14 protein-coding genes are annotated in these 18762 nt (G+C 73.4%); 7 read left to right on the top strand and 7 right to left on the bottom strand.

Features of this window, described 5'->3' with window-relative positions; genetic code table 11:
- Positions 1-30: 30 nt before the first annotated feature.
- The 3 genes from AMK19_RS08410 to AMK19_RS08400 form a co-directional block, all read right to left on the bottom strand.
- Positions 31-1425 carry a flavin monoamine oxidase family protein gene (locus tag AMK19_RS08410; RefSeq protein ID WP_241844295.1) on the bottom strand — a complete coding sequence of 465 codons (1395 nt, stop codon included), beginning with the start codon at positions 1423-1425 and terminating at the stop codon, positions 31-33.
- Positions 1422-1709: a phosphopantetheine-binding protein gene (locus tag AMK19_RS08405; protein ID WP_198953246.1), complete on the bottom strand. Its 288-nt coding sequence runs from the start codon at positions 1707-1709 to the stop codon at positions 1422-1424. Before AMK19_RS08405 ends, AMK19_RS08410 begins: the two co-directional genes overlap by 4 nt.
- Positions 1710-1976: 267 nt before the next feature.
- Entirely contained in the window at positions 1977-3512 is a 1536-nt protein-coding gene (locus tag AMK19_RS08400; protein WP_073809393.1) for an amino acid adenylation domain-containing protein, read from the bottom strand.
- Between the two features lie 637 nt (positions 3513-4149).
- Here AMK19_RS08400 and AMK19_RS08395 point away from each other — a divergent pair.
- The 4 genes from AMK19_RS08395 to AMK19_RS08380 all read left to right on the top strand — a co-directional run bounded on the left by AMK19_RS08395 (position 4150) and on the right by AMK19_RS08380 (position 13014).
- Positions 4150-5355, top strand: a complete 1206-nt coding sequence (locus tag AMK19_RS08395; protein ID WP_143200094.1) for a HEAT repeat domain-containing protein — start codon at positions 4150-4152, stop codon at positions 5353-5355.
- A 158-nt stretch (positions 5356-5513) separates the two neighbouring features.
- On the top strand, positions 5514-6146 hold the full coding sequence (locus AMK19_RS08390) for a DUF1449 family protein (protein ID WP_073809388.1): 633 nt from the start codon (positions 5514-5516) through the stop codon (positions 6144-6146).
- A gap of 47 nt (positions 6147-6193) precedes the next feature.
- The gene (locus tag AMK19_RS08385; protein ID WP_073809386.1) at positions 6194-8203 is read left to right on the top strand and encodes a hypothetical protein; all 2010 of its coding nucleotides are present in this window, start codon (positions 6194-6196) and stop codon (positions 8201-8203) included.
- Between the two features lie 62 nt (positions 8204-8265).
- Positions 8266-13014: a DNA repair ATPase gene (locus AMK19_RS08380; RefSeq protein WP_073809384.1), complete on the top strand. Its 4749-nt coding sequence runs from the start codon at positions 8266-8268 to the stop codon at positions 13012-13014.
- Between the two features lie 221 nt (positions 13015-13235).
- On the opposite strand, the gene AMK19_RS08370 is transcribed toward AMK19_RS08380, so the two are convergent.
- On the bottom strand, positions 13236-13772 hold the full coding sequence (locus AMK19_RS08370) for a GNAT family N-acetyltransferase (protein ID WP_073809379.1): 537 nt from the start codon (positions 13770-13772) through the stop codon (positions 13236-13238).
- A 139-nt stretch (positions 13773-13911) separates the two neighbouring features.
- On the opposite strand from AMK19_RS08370, the gene AMK19_RS08365 reads away from it, so the two are divergent.
- The gene (locus tag AMK19_RS08365; protein WP_143200093.1) at positions 13912-14373 is read left to right on the top strand and encodes a hypothetical protein; all 462 of its coding nucleotides are present in this window, start codon (positions 13912-13914) and stop codon (positions 14371-14373) included.
- A gap of 7 nt (positions 14374-14380) precedes the next feature.
- On the opposite strand, the gene AMK19_RS08360 is transcribed toward AMK19_RS08365, so the two are convergent.
- The gene (locus AMK19_RS08360) at positions 14381-14983 is read right to left on the bottom strand and encodes a TetR/AcrR family transcriptional regulator (RefSeq protein ID WP_073809377.1); all 603 of its coding nucleotides are present in this window, start codon (positions 14981-14983) and stop codon (positions 14381-14383) included.
- A gap of 49 nt (positions 14984-15032) precedes the next feature.
- On the opposite strand from AMK19_RS08360, the gene AMK19_RS08355 reads away from it, so the two are divergent.
- On the top strand, positions 15033-15893 hold the full coding sequence (locus AMK19_RS08355; RefSeq protein WP_073809375.1) for an alpha/beta fold hydrolase: 861 nt from the start codon (positions 15033-15035) through the stop codon (positions 15891-15893).
- Positions 15894-15903: 10 nt separating this feature from the next.
- On the opposite strand, the gene AMK19_RS08350 is transcribed toward AMK19_RS08355, so the two are convergent.
- A complete protein-coding gene (locus AMK19_RS08350; RefSeq protein ID WP_073809373.1) occupies positions 15904-16296 on the bottom strand; it encodes a VOC family protein in 393 nt (130 codons plus the stop codon).
- Between the two features lie 85 nt (positions 16297-16381).
- Positions 16382-17107 carry a TetR/AcrR family transcriptional regulator gene (locus AMK19_RS08345; RefSeq protein ID WP_073809371.1) on the bottom strand — a complete coding sequence of 242 codons (726 nt, stop codon included), beginning with the start codon at positions 17105-17107 and terminating at the stop codon, positions 16382-16384.
- A 225-nt stretch (positions 17108-17332) separates the two neighbouring features.
- Here AMK19_RS08345 and AMK19_RS08340 point away from each other — a divergent pair, with 225 nt between their 5' ends.
- Positions 17333-18754, top strand: coding sequence for an APC family permease (locus tag AMK19_RS08340; RefSeq protein ID WP_073809368.1), 1422 nt, complete (start codon positions 17333-17335; stop codon positions 18752-18754).
- Positions 18755-18762: the final 8 nt, after the last annotated feature.

The following is an 18762-nucleotide window of genomic DNA, read 5'->3' as shown; positions in this document are numbered from 1 at the left end:
CGGGATGAACTGACGGAGCGTCGGATCTGCTTACTCGCCGAGGAGGTCGGCGACGACGCGGCGGGCGGAACGGATCGCGCCCTCCAGCAGGCCGAAGAACTCGGTGCTGGTCTCGGTGCCCGCGAAGTGCACCCGGCCGTGCGGCGCGGTCAGCGTCGGCCCGAGCACCGACCAGTCGCCGGGACCGAACAGGGCCGCGTAACAGCCCCTGCTCCACGGCTCGTTGACCCAGTCGGTGACATGGAAGCCGATCGGCTCCGGCAGCATCGGGAACAGCCGGGACGCCTGCGCGACCGCCGCCGCGCGCTGCTCCTCGGGCGGCAGAGCGGCGAAACGGTGCGCCTCCGCGCCCGTCACGAACCCGGTCAGCACGCCCGGCGAACCCTCCGGCGGAGTGTCGTCCACCGTGGACAGCAGCGGACCGGCCGCGTTCACCGACCAGCCCGACAGGCCGTGCGCCCGCCACACCGGCTCCGGGAACACCAGGTTCAGCTTCACCGCGCAGCCGCGCTCCGTCCGCGACGCCGCCCGCGGGGCCGGCAGCGCCGGACGGAACTCGATCGCGTCCGCGAGCAGCGGCGGCACCGCCACCACCACCGCCTCCGCCCGGTAACTCCCCTCGGGCGTCCGGACGACGGCCTCGGGCCCGGTCTGCTGGACGGACAGCACCGGCTCGTCGGTGTGCAGCACACCGCCGAGGTCCAACAGCTGCCGGGTCAGCCGCTCGCACAGGCGGTGCGCGCCGCCCGCCACCCGGTCCTGCTGCGCGCCGCCCTCGAAGGCGTTGAGATAGCGCAGCCCGCCGCCCGAGCGCAGGTAGAACGCCATGTGCAGCACCGAGATCCTGGCCGGATCGGCCGCCATCATCTCGCCCAGGAACAGCGGGAAGAACAACGTGGCGTCCGGGTGCGACAGTTGCTGCTCCGCCCAGTCGGCCACCGTCAGCGCGTCCAGGCGCTCGGCGTCCGGCGAGAGCCACGGCGCGTCCGGGCGGACGGCGGCCGTCAGCTCCTCCAGCTGCTCGAACAGGTCGCCCAGGGCGACCGCGCTCAGCGGTGGGAAACGGCCGTCGCGGGTGTCGGCGTCCCCGGCGGCGTGGTCGTCCGCTCCGGCCGGGGCGAGGGCGAAGCGGCTGGCGCCCTGCATGGCGGTCGGGGCGGTCTTCAGGTCGCAGGCGGCGAGCAGGGCGTGGAGCTCCGTGTGCCGGTCGCCCAGGTAGGCCGCGCCCGCGTCGATCCACCGGCCGGGCGCCACCTCGATCCCCCGGGTGCGCCCGCCGACCCGGTCGCGGGCCTCCAGCACCGTCACCCGCACGCCCTGGCGGGCCAGTTCGACGGCCGCCGTCAGGCCGGCCAGGCCCGCGCCGACGACGATCACCGACCTCGGCGCCCGGCGGGCGGTGTCGGCTCCGGCAGCGGCGCTCACCGGGCGGCCGCGGCGGTGCGCGCGGCGGTGTGCGCGGCGATACGGGCGGCCAGGCCGGCCGGGGTGGGGTCGGTGAGGAAGTCCTCGAAGGTCAGCTCCACGCCGTGGTCGCGGGCGACGGCGCTCAGCACCCGGGTGGCGATCAGCGAATCGCCGCCCAGCAGAAAGAAGTTGCCGTCGGCCGGGACGTCGTCCAGTTCCAGGATCCGGCAGAACACCGCCGCCAGCGCAGCCACGGTGGCGGGCGCGGCGGATGTGGTGGTGACAGGCATGTCGAGGCTCATCGGGGGGTCTCCTTCGACCGGTGCGGGGTACGCGTGGTCCGGCGGGGTGCCAGCGGGGTCAGCGGTGCTCGGTGTGCGGTGCTGCGTTACGTGCTGCGGTGCGTGGTGCGTGGTGCGGTGCTGCGGCGGACGGTCGCGCGGTGGCGCGGCAGGTGGCGGTGTCGGTTGCGTAAACTGACGGACCGTCAGATGTGCGGGCGCTGCTCCGCCCGTGCGGGTGCACGACGGTGGTGATGACGGGGTGGTGGCGGAGGGGGCCGCCGGGGATCAGCGCGGGGCGGTGCTGTGCAGGCGGTGCGAGGCGGCGCGGTCGACCTTGCCGCTGGCGGTGCGGACCAGGTCCGGCACCACGGTGATCCGGCTCGGGACGAGATGCCCGGGCAGCCGTTCGTGCAGGTAGCGCAGAAGGTCTCCGGCGAGCGCGGGATCGGCTCCGCCGCTGCGCGGGACGACGTAGGCGACCAGCGCGGCCCGTCCGGCCAGCGTGGTGGCGGTGACGGCGGCCGCGCCCACGCCGGGGTGGGCGCCGATTCCGGCCTCCACCTCGGCCGGGTCGACCCGGATGCCGCGGATCTTCACCTCGTGGTCCAGTCGCCCCAGCGGGGTCAGCACCCCGTCCGCGCTCCGGGCCGCCCGGTCGCCGGTGCGGAACCGGCGCTGCCCGTCGTCGCTCGTCACGAACCGTTCGGCGGTGACCTCGGGCAGCCCCGGGTAGCCGGTCGCGAGGGCCGGCCCGCCGATCAGCAACTCGCCGTTGTCGTCGAGCAGTTCGTCGACGTGGGGGAGGGCCCGCCCGATCGGCGCGCGCTCGGTGGGATCCCAGTGGCGGCCCGGCTCCGGGGTCCTGGGGCCGAGCAGGTCCACGGCGTGGGTGATCAGCGTGGTCTCGGTGCAGCCGTAGGTATTGAGCAGGCGGACGCGTGCGCTGCCCGGCAACCGGCTCCAGTCCGCGAGCCGGGCCGGGTTCGCGGCCTCGCCGCCGATCACCACCAGCCTGACGCAGTCCGGTAGTTCGGCCGTCGCGCCGGCCTCGGTGAGGTGCAGGACGAGCTCGTGCCAGAACGCGGTGGGCAGGTCGAGGACGGTGATGCCGCGCTGCTCGACCATCCGCAGCAGCCGGGGGAAGGACGCCGAGTGCGCCTCCGGGTCGAAGACCAGCCGGCCGCCGGCTGTCAGGGTCGGCAGGATCTCCTCGAAGCAGGTGTCCCAGTTCAGCGAGGCGAACTGCAACACCCGGTCCTCCGGACGGAGTTCGAAGAGCTCCCGCAGGGACGCGACCACCGCCGAGATCGCCCGGTGCGGGGTCAGCACCGGCTTCGGCAGACCGGTGGAGCCCGAGGTGAACAGCGTGTACGCGGGGTCGTCGGACGTGGCGGGTGCGACGGTGGCACCCCGGTCGGGCGCGGTCGCCCCGTCGTCCAACTCCAGGTAGGGCAAAGAGAGTTGTTCGGACTGGGGGAGGGCCCCGCGGCCGACCAGCAGTCGGCAGTCGGCGGCCTCGACCATGCGGCGCTGCCGCTCCACCGGGAAGCCCGGGTCGAGCGGAACGTAGACGCCGCCGGCCGTCAGGATGCCCAGCAGCGCCACCACGGTGTCCGGGTGGTGCGTGGCCGGTACGGCGACCGGCCCCGGCCGGTCGCCCAGTCGGGCGGCCAACCGCCGTGCGGATAACGCGAGTTGATGGTAGCTGAGAGTGCTCTCGGGCGACTGGATCGCGGCTCGCTCGGGCCACCGGAGAACGGTTTCCTCGAACGCGCCCAACAGGTCCGAACCCGGTCTGTTGTCGCCACCGTTCTTTGACATGCCCGCTCCAAGATAAATGCCCAGAGGTGCTCGCCCGTGCTTCGGCGAACCGGGACTCTACCCCCCACCATGCGGGCCCACAATGGTTGTTGAGTCGATTTCCCAGGCGGCCTGTGATCGAAGTGTGAACCCCCTCGCCTGCATCTTGATCACGTTCCGTGATCAAGGTCTCTAGCTGGAGTCGACCGCCCTCCCGCCCCCCGTCGGGTGCCCTCGCGTGCTGGTCCAGTCCACTGTCGGAGAGCCCGCGGACGGCCGGGCGGAGGCATGGAGGGGTGTCCATTAATGCGTCCGAATCGGCAGTCCCCGTTACCGAATCGGCCCTCTTTGCCTCCGAACGAACCCCACCCCTCCGAGGGCCGTCAGGATCGGGCCCGGAATGGAAAGCGATTACCCTTCGCCGCCCCGGGGGCCGCCAATTCACGCGCCGCTCGGCGGCGTCCTCCCACTCGCGCCGGCCGCCCGGCGACGACGGAGCGTGATCGCGCGACGGTTCGGTCGGACGGGATTTGTTCGAGCGACTCGACGGAACCGCCCACGGCCCGGCGGAGTCGTCCGGCGGATCCGCCGCCGCAGTGCGGGAATTGGCACCCGCGCGGAGGGCCGCTGACAGTCCGGGGTGCCAGCATCTGCCGCTGTGACAGAAGACCTCGACGATCCCCTCTCCGGTCTCGACGACGTGCCCTGGGCCCGACTCGGCCACTCCTACGGCACCGCCGACGACGTCCCCGGGTACCTCCGCGCGATGCGGGCGGGAGACTCCGAAGGTCGCCACCCGCCGAGCGCACTGCTCGCGAACCGCATCGTCCACCAGGGCTCGCGTTCCGAGGCAGCCGTGCACGCCGTGCCGTTCCTGGTGCGGATGGCGCTCGATCCGCGACTGGTCGACCGGCACCGGTTCGTCGGCCTGCTCACCGCCATCGCGATCGGGCTCGACAACAATCACCTGCCGAACGGCTACGACCCACGGGAAGACCGCGAGCACCTGGAAACCGTTCGAGGCCAAGCCGACGAGTGGGACCAGTGGATCGCCGAGGCCGCGGACGAGGAGGAGCGCAACGGCCGTGCGGAGACCTGCCGGCAACTGCTCATCGACGCGGAGGCGGCCGTGTCCTGCTACGACGCCGTTCGGGACGCCCTTCCCGCGCTCGCCGTCCTGCTGACCTCCAGTGACCCCGAACTGCGCGCCAACACGGCGAACCTGTTCGCCCGGTTCCCCGAGTGCGCGGTGACGTCGATCCCGCTGCTGACGGCGTTCGTCACCGAGGAAGTCTCGCCCGGCGCCGCGGCGACGGGTGTGGTCGCGCTCGGGCTGCTCGGCGACCCGGCCGCCGTCCCGTTCGTCGAGAGCCACCTGGGCAGCCCGGTCGTCGAGCTGCGCTGGGCCTCCGCATTCGCGCTGACCCGGCTCGGCATCGCGACGGCGACGGTCGTGGATGTGCTGGTCGAGGCCGTGGCCCGGCCGCCGGAGGAGGCGGTGACGATGTCGTTCTTGGGCGGTTCCTACCGCAGGCTCGCCATGCTGGCCCTGGCCGGGACGCCCGCGGCCACGACGCTGCGGGCGGTCGACGCCGGACTGGTCGGGCTGGCCGAGGGTGCGGGAGCCGTGCGGTCGTACGACCGGTACGACATGGCGCAGCACCTCTTCGCGCTGGTCTTCCCCGGTGAGCCCGTCGAACCGCCGCAATCCTTCGGGGAGTTGAGCGAGGTGCAGCGGCATCTTCTGTGGTTCCTGGCAGACCGGGACGACGCTGCCTGTTTCTCCGGCGCATGCGATGCGCTGCGGCGGTGGCAGCTGCCGACCGGGCCCACCGGCCTGCGCGCCTATGTCGGGAGCGTTTGACCCTGCTCGCCCCGGGTCGACGCCGTCCCGCACTTTCACGCGTAAATGAAGCGTGAAGATTGCCGGATCCTGGCAATGTGGGAGCAGTGCCCCGGCTGCCATGATCGACCTGCGTTCGAATGCGGGCGCGATCGGGGTGAGGCAAGGGGGCGCGGCGGATGGACGGGTTCTTCGAAGCCGCGCTGGGCTTTCCCACGGCCCTGTTCAGCTTCGCGCTGGTGGTGGTCGTCGGGTACTGGACGCTGGTGCTGCTCGGCGGCCTGGGGTTCGACGGCCTGGACGGGGGACACCACCACGTCGACGCGGTGGACGGGGGGCACGGCGTCGACGCCCACGGGGGCGTCCTCGCGGGTCTCCGACCGGACGGGGTGCCGGTGACGGTGGCGGTCTCGCTGCTGATCGCCATTGCCTGGTTCGTGAGCCTTGCGGGGTCGGCGCTGACCACCGGCCTGCCGGCCCGCGCCGCCGTTCTGGCCGCAGCGGTGGTCTCGGCCTGGGTGGGGACGAAGGCGCTGCTGCGCCCGCTGGCGAAGCTGCTGCCGCAGGAGCGCGCCGCCCGCCGCCACGACTTCGTGGGCCGGGTCTGCGTGGTGCGCACCGGCCGCGTGACCGGCGACTTCGGCCAGGCCGAGGTCGCCGCCGAGGACGGGTCGACCGCCGTCGTCCAGGTCCGCTCCCTCACCGACGAGGCGGGGCTGTCCGCCGGCCGCACCGCCCTGATCTTCGACTACGACCCTGTGGGCGAGCACTTCCTGGTCGCCCCGTTCGATCCCGGGACGCTCGGCAGCTGACTGCGCCGCCCGCCCAGCTCCGACTTCTCTTCAACCGAAGGACCGTGATGAACACCATCGCTGTGGGCTTCGGCGTACTCGTCGCCGTCGCCCTCCTCATCGTGCTCGCGCTGCTGCTGTTCACCAGCCGCCTGTACCGGAAGGTGGAGCAGGGCAAGGCGCTGATCATCTCCAAGACGAAGAAGGTCGACGTCACCTTCACCGGCGCGGTCGTCCTGCCGGTGCTGCACAAGGCCGAACTGATGGACATCTCGGTGAAGACCATCGAGATCTCCCGGACCGGTCGGGACGGCCTGATCTGCCGGGACAACATCCGTGCCGACATCCGGATCTCGTTCTTCGTGCGGGTGAACAAGACCGTCGAGGACGTCATCAAGGTCGCCCAGGCGATCGGCACCGCCCGGGCCAGCGACCAGGCGGCGGTGCAGGACTTCTTCTCCGCGAAGTTCTCCGAGGCGCTGAAGACCGTGGGCAAGCAGCTGGACTTCACCGACCTCTACACGCACCGGCACGAGTTCCGCGACCAGATCATCGCGGTCATCGGCACCGACCTCAACGGCTACAGCCTGGAGGACGCGGCGATCGACCACCTGGAGCAGACCCCGATCACCTCGCTCGACGCCGACAACATCCTCGACGCCCAGGGCATCCGCAAGATCACCGAACTGACGGCGATCGAGCATGTGCGCACCAACGAGTACCAGCGCACCGAGGAGAAGGAGATCACCCGGCAGAACGTCGACGCCCGCGAGGCCGTCCTCGAACTGGAACGCCGTCAGGCGGACGCGGAGATCCGCCAGCGCCGCGAGATCGAGACGCTGCGCGCCAAGGAGGAGGCGGCGATCGCCCGCGTCCAGGAGGAGGAGCGGCTCAGCGCCCAGGGCGCGTTCCTGAAGACCGAGGAGCAGCTCGGCATCCAGCGCGAGAACCAGGCCCGTGAGGTGGCCGTCGCACAGAAGAACCGCGAGCGGGTCATCGCCGTGGAGACGGAGCGGATCGAGAAGGACCGCCTGCTGGAGGTGATCGGCCGCGACCGGGAGACGGAGCTCGCCCGGATCGCCAAGGACAAGGAGGTCGAGACGCAGAAGCGGGAGATCGCCGACGTGATCCGCGAGCGGATCGCGGTCGACCGCACCGTCGCCGAGCAGGAGGAGTCCATCAAGACCCTGCGCGCCGTCGAGGAGGCGGAGCGGCTGCGCAAGTCGATGGTCATCCAGGCCGAGGCCGAGGCGCAGGAACAGCTGGTGAAGGACATCAAGGCCGCCGAGGCCGCCGAGCAGGCCTCCCAGCACAAGGCCCGCGAGTCCCTGGTGCTCGCCGAGGCGCGCCGCCAGGCCGCAGACCTGGACTCGGCCGCGAAGATCCGCCTCGCCGAGGGCGTCCAGGCGGCGGCCGCCGCCGAGGGCCTGGCACAGGTGCAGGTGCGCGAGCAGGAAGCGGCGGCGATCGAGAAGGTGGGCCGGGCGGAGGCCGTCGTCCTCACCGAGAAGGCGCAGGCCGCCGCGCTGGAGATCGGCGCGAAGCTCAAGGCCGAGGCCGAGGGCCTGACCGAGAAGGCCGCCGCGATGGCCGCCCTCGACGAGGCGAGCCGCGGTCACGAGGAGTACCGGCTGCGCCTGGCCGCCGAGAAGGACATCCGCCTGGCGGGCCTGGACACGCAGCGGCAGATCGCCGAGGCCCAGGCCAGCCTGGTCGCGGCCGGGCTGGAGAAGGCCAACATCGACATCGTCGGCGGTGACGGAGTCTTCTTCGACCGCCTGGTGCAGTCCGTGACCGCGGGCAAGGCCCTGGACGCCTTCGTCGCCCACTCCGACACCGCCCGCACCCTCGCCGGCCCCTGGCTCGACGGCAGCGCGAACTTCACCGAGGACCTCACCCGGGTGCTGTCCTCCGTCTCCACCGCCGACGTGCAGAACCTCACCGTCTCCGCCCTGCTGATGAAGCTCATCGGCGCAGGTGGCGACCAGACCGGCCCGCTCACCCAACTGCTCGCTTCCGCCCAGCAGATGGGCATCGCCGAGACGCCGCTCGCGGCCCTCAACGGCGCGAAGAAGTAGACGGCGCGAAGAAGTAGGCGGCGCGCGAACAACGGCGCGAAGAAGGAGAAGGAGCAACCACGGTGGCCGAGGACGTCGATGTCGACACGGGCACGTACGAGGTGCTGCGCGCGCGGCTGGCCGCCGCCGCGGCCGAGCTGACCGGGCGGGCCACCGCTCTGAACGCCCGCCGGGTGGCGGAGTTCGGCGCCGGGGAGCTCCAGCTGACCGGCACCGGCCGGCTGGCCACGGCCGGTGCCTGCACGCTGCGGGACGCGGTGGGCGTCGGCGGCCTGCTGCTGGTCGGCCGCAACCCCGCCGCCGACGCGGACCGGGGCGGCGGCGACGTCCTCTCGCTCCACCGCCCGGACCTGACCGACGCCGCCCCGGAGGAACTGCCGGGCCTGCTCGACGACCCCCGGTTCCGCCAGGACCTCGCCGAGCTGTACCGGTACTTCCGCGACGCGCGCCTGGAACAGCTGCGGCTGATCGACGGCCGGCTGCTGGCCGTCTTCCGGACCGGCCCGGCCGCCGGCGACCTCCGGGTGCTGCGCTGGCAACTGGGCGCCGACGGCAGCGTCTCCTACCAGGACGCACGCGGCGAACGCAGCAATCCGCCCGGCGGCGGGCAGGAAGTGGAGTGGCGGACCGTCACCCGGGACGACCACCTCGCCGGCCCGCAGCCGCAGGCCGACCTCGGCGGCGAACTGCGGCTCGCCACCGCCGGCGGCACCCTCGCCCTGAGCACCCCCGCAGGCGCCGTCCTGCACCAGGAGCCACTGGCCGAGCCGCTGCAGACCCTCGCCGACGCCGACATCGCCCACGCCCGCCTGGACACCCTGCTGCTGGTCCGCATCCGCCCCTACCAGGAGCAGACGGCCCGTCACCTGGTGTGCCACCTGCCGACCGGCCGGGTCAGCAGGATCGACGCGCTCGGCCAGGCCTGCCTGCTCCTCCCGGGCGACCAGGGGCTGGCCTTCCCCGGCGGCTACCACCTCACCGACGGCAGCGTCCGCGCCTTCGACCACCCCACGGCGGGCCTCGGCCACGAACGGACGGTGCGCTCGCCCAACGGCGAGGACATCCTGTTCGTCTTCCGCGACCCCGCCGACGGCCGCACCCTGCTGCTGCCGTACAACACCGTCCGCCAGGAAGCCGCCGCCCCGCTCGCCTGCCAGGGCCACGCACTGCTCGACGACGGCACCCTGATCGCCCTGCGGGGCGGCGACGACGGACCGGCACTGTTCCACCCGGTACAGGTGTGGCGGACGCCGTTCACCAGCGAGCGGTACCGGGCGGCGCAGCCGCCCGGCCACGGCCCGCTGGCACGGATCGGCAACCCGGACCTCGTCCGCGGCCTCGCCGACTGCCTCGCCGTGGCCCGGCTGGCCGCGGCGCGCACCGACACCGCCGCCGGCCACACCGCCGTCCTCGCCGCCTGCACCCGCACCGCCGACCGCCACCACTGGCTCGGCGAGACCGGCCTCGGCGACCTGCACGAGCCGCTCCACGCGATCCGCGACACCGCCCGGCAGGCCCTCGCCGAGTACGAGACGGTCGCCCGCCTCACCGAAGCGGCCGCGGCCGCCGTCGACCGGGCCGCACAGCAGGTGGAGACCCTGCTGCGCCTCACCCGCGGCGAGAGCCCGGACACCGCCACCGGCTGGGTCGGCCGGCTCACCGAACTCCGCCGCGCCCAGGGCCGGGTGGAGGCGCTGCGCGAGCTGCGCCGCGCCGACACCGCGCACATCGACCGGCTCGCCGCCCACCTCTCCGAGGGCCTGACCGAAGCCGCGGGCCGCGCCGTCGCCTTCCTCGCCCGGCCCGACGCCTTCACCGACCAGCTCCAGCAGGCCGCCGCCCTCACCGAGGCCGCCGAGTCCCTCACCGCCAGCGCCGACGGCGAACCGCTCGCCGAGCAGATCGCCGCCCAGGCCGAGACCGTCCAGGTCGTCGGCGAGCTGGTCGCCGAACTCGACCTGGCCGACCTCACGGTCCGCACCGGCATCCTCGACCGGCTCGCCGACGTCCTCGCCGAGACCAACCGGGCCCGCGCCGCCCTCACCCGGCGCCGCCGCGAACTGCGCACCCGGGAAGCCGCCGCCGAGTTCGCCGCCGAATCCTCCCTGCTCACCCAGGCCACCACCGCCGCCCTGGCCACCGCCGACACCCCCGAGGCCTGCGACGAACAACTCGGCCGACTGCTGCTGCGCGTCGAACAACTCGAAACCCGCTTCGCCGACGCCGACCCCGCCCTCACCGACCGACTCACCACCCGCCGCACCGAGATCCACGACACCCTCACCACCCGCCGCCAGGCCCTCCTCGACGAACGCGCCGCCCGCGCCGACCGCCTCGCCCGATCCGCCGACCGCGTCCTCGAAGCCCTGCACCGCGAGCTGACCGCGCTCACCACGGCGGGCGACATCGACGCGGCCCTCGCCGCCGGCCCGACCGCCGCCAAGGTCCGCCAACTCGCCGACCGGCTGCGCGGACTCGGCGATCCGGTGCGCGCCGGTGAACTGGCCGGCCGGCTCGGCGCGGCCCGGGAACAGGCCCAGCGCGCGCTGCGCGACCGCGCCGACCTGTACACCGGCGACGGCAGCGCCCTCCGGCTGGGCCGACACCTGTTCACCGTCACCACCCGGCGCCCCGAACTCACCCTCCTCGCCGGGTCGGACGCCCCGGCGTTCGTCCTCACCGGCACCGACTACCGGTCCCCCGTCACCGACCCCGCCTTCCGGGCCGCCCGCCACCACTGGGGCCGGCAGCTGGCCTCCGAGACCCCCCGGATCTACCGCGCCGAGTACCTCGCCGCCGGCGTCCTGCTCGCCGCCGAACCGGCCGGCCTCGACGACCTCCACGAGGCGGACGGCGCCGGCCGGCTGCTCGACCTGGTCCGCCGCGCCATCGAGTCCCGGCCCGACGAGGGCTACCAGCGCGGCGTCCACGACCACGACGCCACCGCCGTCCTCTCCGCACTGCTGCGCCTGCACGCCGACGCCGGAGCACTGCGCCACCCCGCCGCCGCCCGCAGCGCCGCCCGGCTCTTCTGGGCACACGGAACCGACGACACCTCCCGAGCCGTCTGGGCGGCCCGCGCCCGCTCACTCGCGCTCGCCCGCGACGCCTACGGCCCGGTGCCGGCACTCGACGACCTCGCCCACGAACTCGACCGGGCCATCGGCGACTTCACCCGGACGACGGCGCTCCCCGGCCCGCCCGGGGGCGCGGCCGGCCGCTACCTCGTCGACGAACTCGCCCGCCGCCCGGTCGGGTTCGCCACCCGCCCCGCCACCGTCGCACTGCTGGACAAGTTCCACGCCGGGCCCGACGCCGACGGCCTCACCGAGGCCCTGCACACCCTCCCCGACGAGCCCGCCGCCCTCCGTGCCCGGCACCAGCTCGCCTCCGCCTGGCTGACCGCCTTCACCACGGCGAGCGGCCACGACGCCGGACCGGACGACCTCGCCGAGGCCGCCGCCCTGCTGTGCGCCCCCACACTTCCCCGCTACGCCGCGACCGGCGCCGTCGAGACCACCGTCACCGGCCTGCGCGGCGACCATCCCCTGCTGAACTCCGGCGCCCTCACCGTCCGCCTCGCCGAACTCCTCACCCGCACAGCCGAGTTCGCCACGCACGAGGTGCCCGACTTCCGCGCCCACCAGCAGCTGCGCACCGCGCTCCTCGACGCCGAGCGGACCCGGCTGCGCCTGGACCAGTACCGTCCCGCCCCGCTCAACGGCTTCGTCCGCAACCGGCTCATCGACGAGGTCTACCTCCCCCTGCTCGGCGACAACCTGGCCAAGCAGCTCGGCACCGCGGACTCCGACGCCGGCCCCGACCGCAGCGGCCTGCTGCTGCTCCTCTCCCCGCCCGGCTACGGCAAGACCACCCTCGTCGAATACCTGGCCGACCGGCTCGGCCTGCTCCTCGTCAAGGTCAGCGGACCCGCGCTCGGCCACCGGGTCACCTCGCTCGATCCCGCCGAAGCCCCCAACGCCACCGCCCGCCAGGAGATCGAGAAGATCAACTTCGCCCTGCACGCCGGCTCCAACGTCCTGCTGTACCTCGACGACGTCCAGCACACCTCGCCCGAACTCCTCCAGCGGTTCATCCCGCTGTGCGACGCCCAACGCCGCATCGACGGAGTGTGGGACGGCCGGGCGCGCGAATGGGACCTGCGCGGCAAGCGCTTCGCCGTCGTCATGGCCGCCAACCCCTACACCGAGTCCGGCCGGCAGTTCCGCATCCCCGACATGCTCGCCAACCGCGCCGACGTGTGGAACCTCGGCGACGTCCTGGCCGGCCGCGACGACCTCTTCGCGCTCAGCTTCCTGGAGAACGCCCTCACCGCCAACCCCCACCTCGCCCCGCTCGCCGCCCGGATCCGCACCGACCTGGAAGCCCTGCTGCGGCGCGCCGAGAACGGCCCCGACGCCGCGCCCCTGGCGCACCCGTACCCGGCGGACGAACTCGACCGGATCCTCGCCGTCCTGGCCAAACTCCTGCGTGCCCGCCGCACCGTCCTGGACGTCAACCGCGCCTACATCGCCTCCGCCGCCCAGGCCGACCACACCCGCACCGAGCCGCCCTTCCTCCTCCAGGGCTCCTACCGGAACATGAACAAGATCGCCCAACGGGTCGCGCCCGTGATGGACGACACCGAACTCGACGCGCTGATCGCCGACCACTACCGCGCCGAGGCACAGGCCCTCGGCGCGGCAGCCGAGGCGCAGCTCCTGAAACTCGCCGAACTCCGCAGCACGCTCACCCCGGCCCAGGCCGAACGCTGGGACGCCCTCAAGTCCGCCCACCGGCAGACGGGATGAGGACGTCGACGCCGCCCCGCAGGCCGGTCCGGGGCGGCCCGAGGTGGGGTTGGCGGTCGTGCACGTCAACCAACTGCTGTGCGCCGCCTACGTGGTGAGGGTGCACAGCGGGGACGCGTCGTTCGGCGCGCGGGTCGCGACCGCAGAGCAGCAACAGGCGGTCGCGGTGGTCGAGCAGCAGGATGCGGGAGGTGCGGCGACGGATCGGGGCCATCGCGGGCTCAGGCGGGGTGGCGGACGCCGAACCACTGCTCGGCGTCGTACTCCTCGAAGCGCTCCACCTCGGTGAAGCCCAGCTTCGACGCCACGCGCATCGACGCGCCGTTGGCGGTCTGGGTGCAGAGCACCACCGGCTCGCCGGGCCGTTCCTCGGCGCACCAGTCGAGGACGGCCGCGCACGCCTCGGTCGCGTAGCCGTGGCCCCACGCGTGCGGCAGGAACATGTAGCCGAGTTCGGTCTCCTGCCCCTCCGGCCGGACGCGGCGGGGATGCTCCGGGGCACGCCGGTCCACGGTGACGATCCCGATCATCGCGCCGTCGAGGTCCACCACGAACAGCCCGGGCCGCCGCCTCGGCGTCTCCGGCACCGCCCGCTCGAACTCCTCCCGAGGCCGCGCCCCACCGAGGTACGTCCCGACCTCCGGCGAGGTGAACAGCTCGACGACCGCCCCCCGGTCGCGCGCCTCCGGCTCACGCAGCACCAACCGCCCGGTGCGGAGCGGAGCGGCCAGCCAGCCGTCGGTTCCGAGATCAGTCATGGCCGGCAACCTACCGGACGTCCTGGCGCGGCAGATGCTTCTCGGGCGAATCGGCCGGACACCGCACCACCGCCCCCGTGGAAGCCCCCGAGCGGTAAACCCGTGGCAGGGGCGGTCGGCGGCGTGTCAGCATCGGCGGATGCCCGCCCGCAACCGCATGCTGCAGCGCGGCCTTTCGTGGCCGCTCACGTCGACCGACATCCGCTCCGTGCTCGGCGAGGGCGCGGACGAGGGCGAAGGCGAGGGCGAAGGTGAAGGCGCACGCGAGGGCGACGCGTCCGTCGGCATCAGGTTCTGGTGGCTGACCCAGGAGAGCGGGGAGCTGCTGGCGGTCGAGTGGCTGCCGGAGCAGCGCGGCAACTACGGCGGCGGCACCCACCCGAAGCTGTGGGAGACGTTCATGATCTGGGTCTCGCCCCTGCCCTCCGCCCGGCGGGCCGCCGCGCGGCAGGCGCTGCGTGCCGAGGCGCTGCCCGCGCTGGCGGCATGGATCGCCGCCGCCCGCAACGCCCCCGAGGGGTGGCGGGCGGCCCGGCACAGCAGGTCGTGGCAGGTCGGGGACGACGGCTCGGTGACCTGCCTGGACGACCGGTGCCGATGACGGGGCGTCAGGGGGCGAAGAGCTCGTCGAGGTGGTGGGTGAGGAGGGCGAGCGCGGCGTCGCCGTCGCGTTGGCCGCCGAGGACGCTCTGGCCGAGGCCGTTGACCAGGGCGGCGAGGAGGGCGGCGGTGGTCTCGGGGGTGTGGACGGGGGAGAGGGCGCCGGTCTGTCGGGCGGTGCGGAGTTGCTTGGCGAGGAAGGATTCGAGCAGGTCGGCCTGGCCGGTGCCGTGCTTTTCGAGGGCCTCGGGGTCGTTGAGGACCAAGGCGTAGTACGCGGTGTAGGTGCGGGCGATGCGGCGGCTCTCGGCGTCCGTGGGGAGGATGCACGAGAGGACGGCGGTGATCAGGTCGCGGGGGGTGGGCGGGTTGCCGGCGGCGGCGATCCAGCGGGCCATCCGGTCCTGGAGCTGGGCGCCGAGGCGGGCGAGGGCGTCGAGCAGCAGGCCCTCCTTGGTCTCGAAGTAGTACTGGACCAGGCGCAGTGAGACGCCGGCCTCGGCGGCGACCGCGCGCATGCTGGCGGACTGCAGTCCTTGGGTGTCGGCGATCCGCAGCAGCGCTTCGGCGATCTGCCGTCGGCGCTCCTCGTGTTCGACCTTCGTGTTCATGATCCGGCCTCCCTGGTACACCCGTATCATGCCGTGATACAGATGTACCATGCGAATCAGCGAGTTCAGGAACGCCCAGGCCGCCGACCGGTTCCGCACCGCCTACGACCATGCCCTGGCCGCACTCTGGCCCGGCCCCCGCACCCCGATCGACGCCCCCACCGCCCACGGCCTCACCCGCGTCCTGCGCACCGGAACAGCGGGCGGACGGCCGGTCGTGCTGCTCCCCGCGTCCGGCGGCAACGCCCTGATGTGGCACCACCAGTTGCCCGAACTCGCCGCCCACCACCAGGTGTTCGCGATCGACCCGATCGGCGAACCGGGCGCCAGCGTGCAGCGCGCACCGATTGCCGACGGCGCCGACGCGGCGGCCTGGCTGGAGGACGTCCTCGCCGCGCTCGACCTCACCGACGTCCACCTGGTCGGCTGCTCCTACGGCGGCTGGGTCGCTCTCCAGCACCGCCTGCACCACCCCGGCCGGGTCGGCGCGATGACGCTGCTCGACCCGGCCGGGTTCAACGGCTTCGGCGTCCGGTTCTACGCCTGGCTGATCGCCGGCGGCCTGGCCGCGAGCGCGCCCCGCGCCCTGCGGCCCCGGCTGGCCCGGGCGGTCGCCAACAGCGCCGTGCTGGAGGACGAGTTGATGAAGCTGACCCGCGCCGCGATGGGCTTCCGCCGGGCGCTGCCCGTCCCGCCGGTGCTCACCGACGAGGAACTGCGCCGGATCGACCTGCCCGCGCAGTTCCTGCTCGGAGCCCGCAGCGCCCTGCACGACTCCGCCGAGGTCGCCGCCCGGATCGGCCGGGTGCTGCCCACCGCCCGGGTGGAGGTCGTCCCCGGCGCCGGGCACTCGCTGCCGATGGACGAACCCGCCCTGGTCGCCGAGCGGATCGTCCGGTTCGGCGACTGAAGGCCGGACGTCACGGACCGGTCCGGACGATCTGCACCAGGTTGCCGCAGGTGTCGTCGAACACCGCCGCCGTCACCGGCCCCATCCGGGTCGGCTCCATCGTGAACTCCACGCCCAGGCCGCGCAGTCGCTCGAACTCCGCCTGCACGTCGTCCACCGCGAACGACACCGCCGGAATGCCGTCCCGCACCAGCGCCGCCTTGTAGGGCGGCACGGCCGGATGCCCGGACGGCTCCAACAGCAGCTCGGTGCCCCCGGGTTGCTCCGCCGAGACCACCGTCAGCCAGCGCGCCCCGCCGCCGAGCGGCACGTCGTGCTTCTTCACGAAGCCCAGCACCCCGGTGTAGAAGCGCAGCGCCTTCTCCTGGTCCTCGACGAACACCGAGGTGATGTGGATCCGCATCCCGCCGCCCTCCGAGCCGTGGCATCGGCCCCGACCCTACGGCCGGCCGCCGCCCCGGCCCCGGGCGGCACGCCGACCCGGGCGGTCACGGCTGCGGAAGGCGCGCGGCGACGGCCGTGAGGAGGAGGTCGAGGGCGAGGGGGTAGGCGCTGCGCCGCATGTCGGCGGCGAGCAGGTGCGCGGTGGCGGCGATGTGCGGGTGGGTGGCGGGGGAGAGGGTCCGGTAGGCGGTGTCCCAGACGTCGAGGTCGGCGCGCTGGGCGGGGGCGGGGAGGGCGAGCGCGGCGGAGTCGAGGACGGCGAAGCCGAGGGCCTGGTCGATGAAGGCGTGGTAGAGGGCGACGGCGTCCGGGTCGGGGAAGCCCGCGTCGCGCAGGATGCCGAGCATGGTCTCGATGGTGCGGATCTCGTTGGCGCGCCCGGTGGTGCGGTACGCCGCCAGCACGGCGGCCTGCGGGTGGGCCAGCGAGTGGGCGTGGACGCGCAGACCGACCTCGCGGAGGTCGGCGCGCCAGTCGCCGGTGGGCCGCCAGCCGTGCAGGCCCCGCCCGATCAGTTCGTCGGCGACGGCGAGCAGCAGGTCGTCCGTGCTGTGGAAGTAGCGGTAGACCGCGCTCGGGTCCGCGCCGAGCGCCGCGCCGAGGCGGCGGACGGTGAACGCCCCCGCGCCGTGCTGCCCGACCAGACGCAGCGCGGTGTCGACGATGACCTGTTCGGAGAGCACGGTGCCCTGCTTGGTGGGGCGCCGCCGCCTGCGCGCCGCCTCCGGGACCACTCGTTCGCTCGCCCGGCCGTCCGCTCGTTCGGTCATGGACCCGAGCTTATGACAACGCCATTGACGTGTGAAGAGGCCGACGGGTTTCATGACGTGCCACCGGCGCTTCCGCCGGTCCCCCCACCCCGCCCGGGCGTGCCCCCCAACTCGCGTACGCCGTACGGGCGTTCCTCCCCCATGAACTGAATCGGTGGTGATCCCTTGGCAACGACGGTCGAGGACGGCGGACCCGTCACGGGCGACGGTTCCGCACCGCAGACGATGCGCAGATCGGTCGGCGTCGGCGCGGTGGTGGTGATCGCCGCGTCCAGCACGGCCGCCACCACCTCGATCGGCATCGGGCTGGGCCTGATGGCGGGGGTGGTCGGCCTGCACCTGCCGGCCATCATGCTGCTGGCGTTCCTGCCGGTGCTGGGCATCGCCTGCGGCTACGGGCGGCTCAACCAGGTCGAGCCGGACGCGGGCAGCTCGTACCGGTGGGTGGGCCGGGTGCTCAGCCCGTGGCTGGGCTTCCTGACCGGCTGGGTCAACATCGTCACCACCATCGTGTTCATGGCGTACACCACCACGGTGACCGGCTCGGCGATCGTCCAGCTGGCCGGCACGGCCGGATTGCACGCACTGCCCGGCGTGGAACTCGACCCGGACTCCAGCATCCAGTGCACGCTGATCGGCATGGTGGTGCTGCTGGGAGCGACGGTGGTCGCCGTGCGCGGGCTCGACCTCGCGGCGTCGCTGCAGAAGTACCTGCTGATCTTCGAGTACGCGGTGCTGATCGCGTTCTGCGGGTACGGGCTGTTCGCCGGCGACCAGCCGTTCAGCCTGTCCTGGTACAACCCGTTCGAGCTGACCTCGCCGAGCGCGCTCGCCCAGGGCATGGTGCTGGCGGTGTTCTGCTACTGGGGCTTCGAGTCGGTGTTCAGCGTCGGCGAGGAGGTGCGCGACCCGAAGGACGCCAGCCGCGGCGGGTTCCTGTCGCTGCTGCTGATGCTCGGCCTGTTCCTGTTCGCCGGCACCGCCTTCCAACGGGTGCTGCCGCTGGACGAGTTGGCCGACAACGGGGCCACCGGCCTGGCCTACTTCGCCGACCGGCTCGCCCACCAGCCGCTGGCCGCACTGCCGTTGGTGGCGCTGACCTGCTCGGCCGCGGCCTCGCTGCAGGCCTCGGTGATCCCGACCGCGCGCGGCGCGCTCGCGATGGGCCGCGACGGCACCCTCGGCCGGGTCTGGACGCGGCTGCACCCGCGCCACCGCACCCCGTCCACCGGCACCTGGCTGATCACCGGCATCGCGCTGGCACTGGCCGCGGTGTCGCTGGTCATCCCGACCGTCACCGAGCTGATCTCGGCGACCGTCAACGCGATCGGCATCGTGGTCGCGCTCTACTACGCGCTGGTGGCGATCGCCTCCGCCGTGCGCTTCCGCCACCTGCTGCGCGAGGACCTCGTGGAGGGCCTGAAGGCCGTGGTCGCGCCGCTGCTCGGCGGGGCGGTGCTGCTGCTGGTCGGCGGCTACCTCGTCTGGAGCCTGTACGACTCCGCCGACCACTTCGAACTCGCCGCCGACAACGGGTGGTTCGAGCTCTCGGTGCCGGTCCTGATGATCGGTTCCGGGCTGGCGGCCGCCGCCTGGTCGCGCTGGGTGCGCCGCTCGCCGTACTTCACCCGCACCCAATCCCTGTGACATCCCGA

This window comes from Kitasatospora sp. CB01950, assembly GCF_001905465.1.
Taxonomy (GTDB): domain Bacteria; phylum Actinomycetota; class Actinomycetes; order Streptomycetales; family Streptomycetaceae; genus Kitasatospora.
The sequence above is the reverse complement of the archived record's forward strand: the minus strand, read 5'-3'. Positions and strand labels throughout refer to the sequence as shown.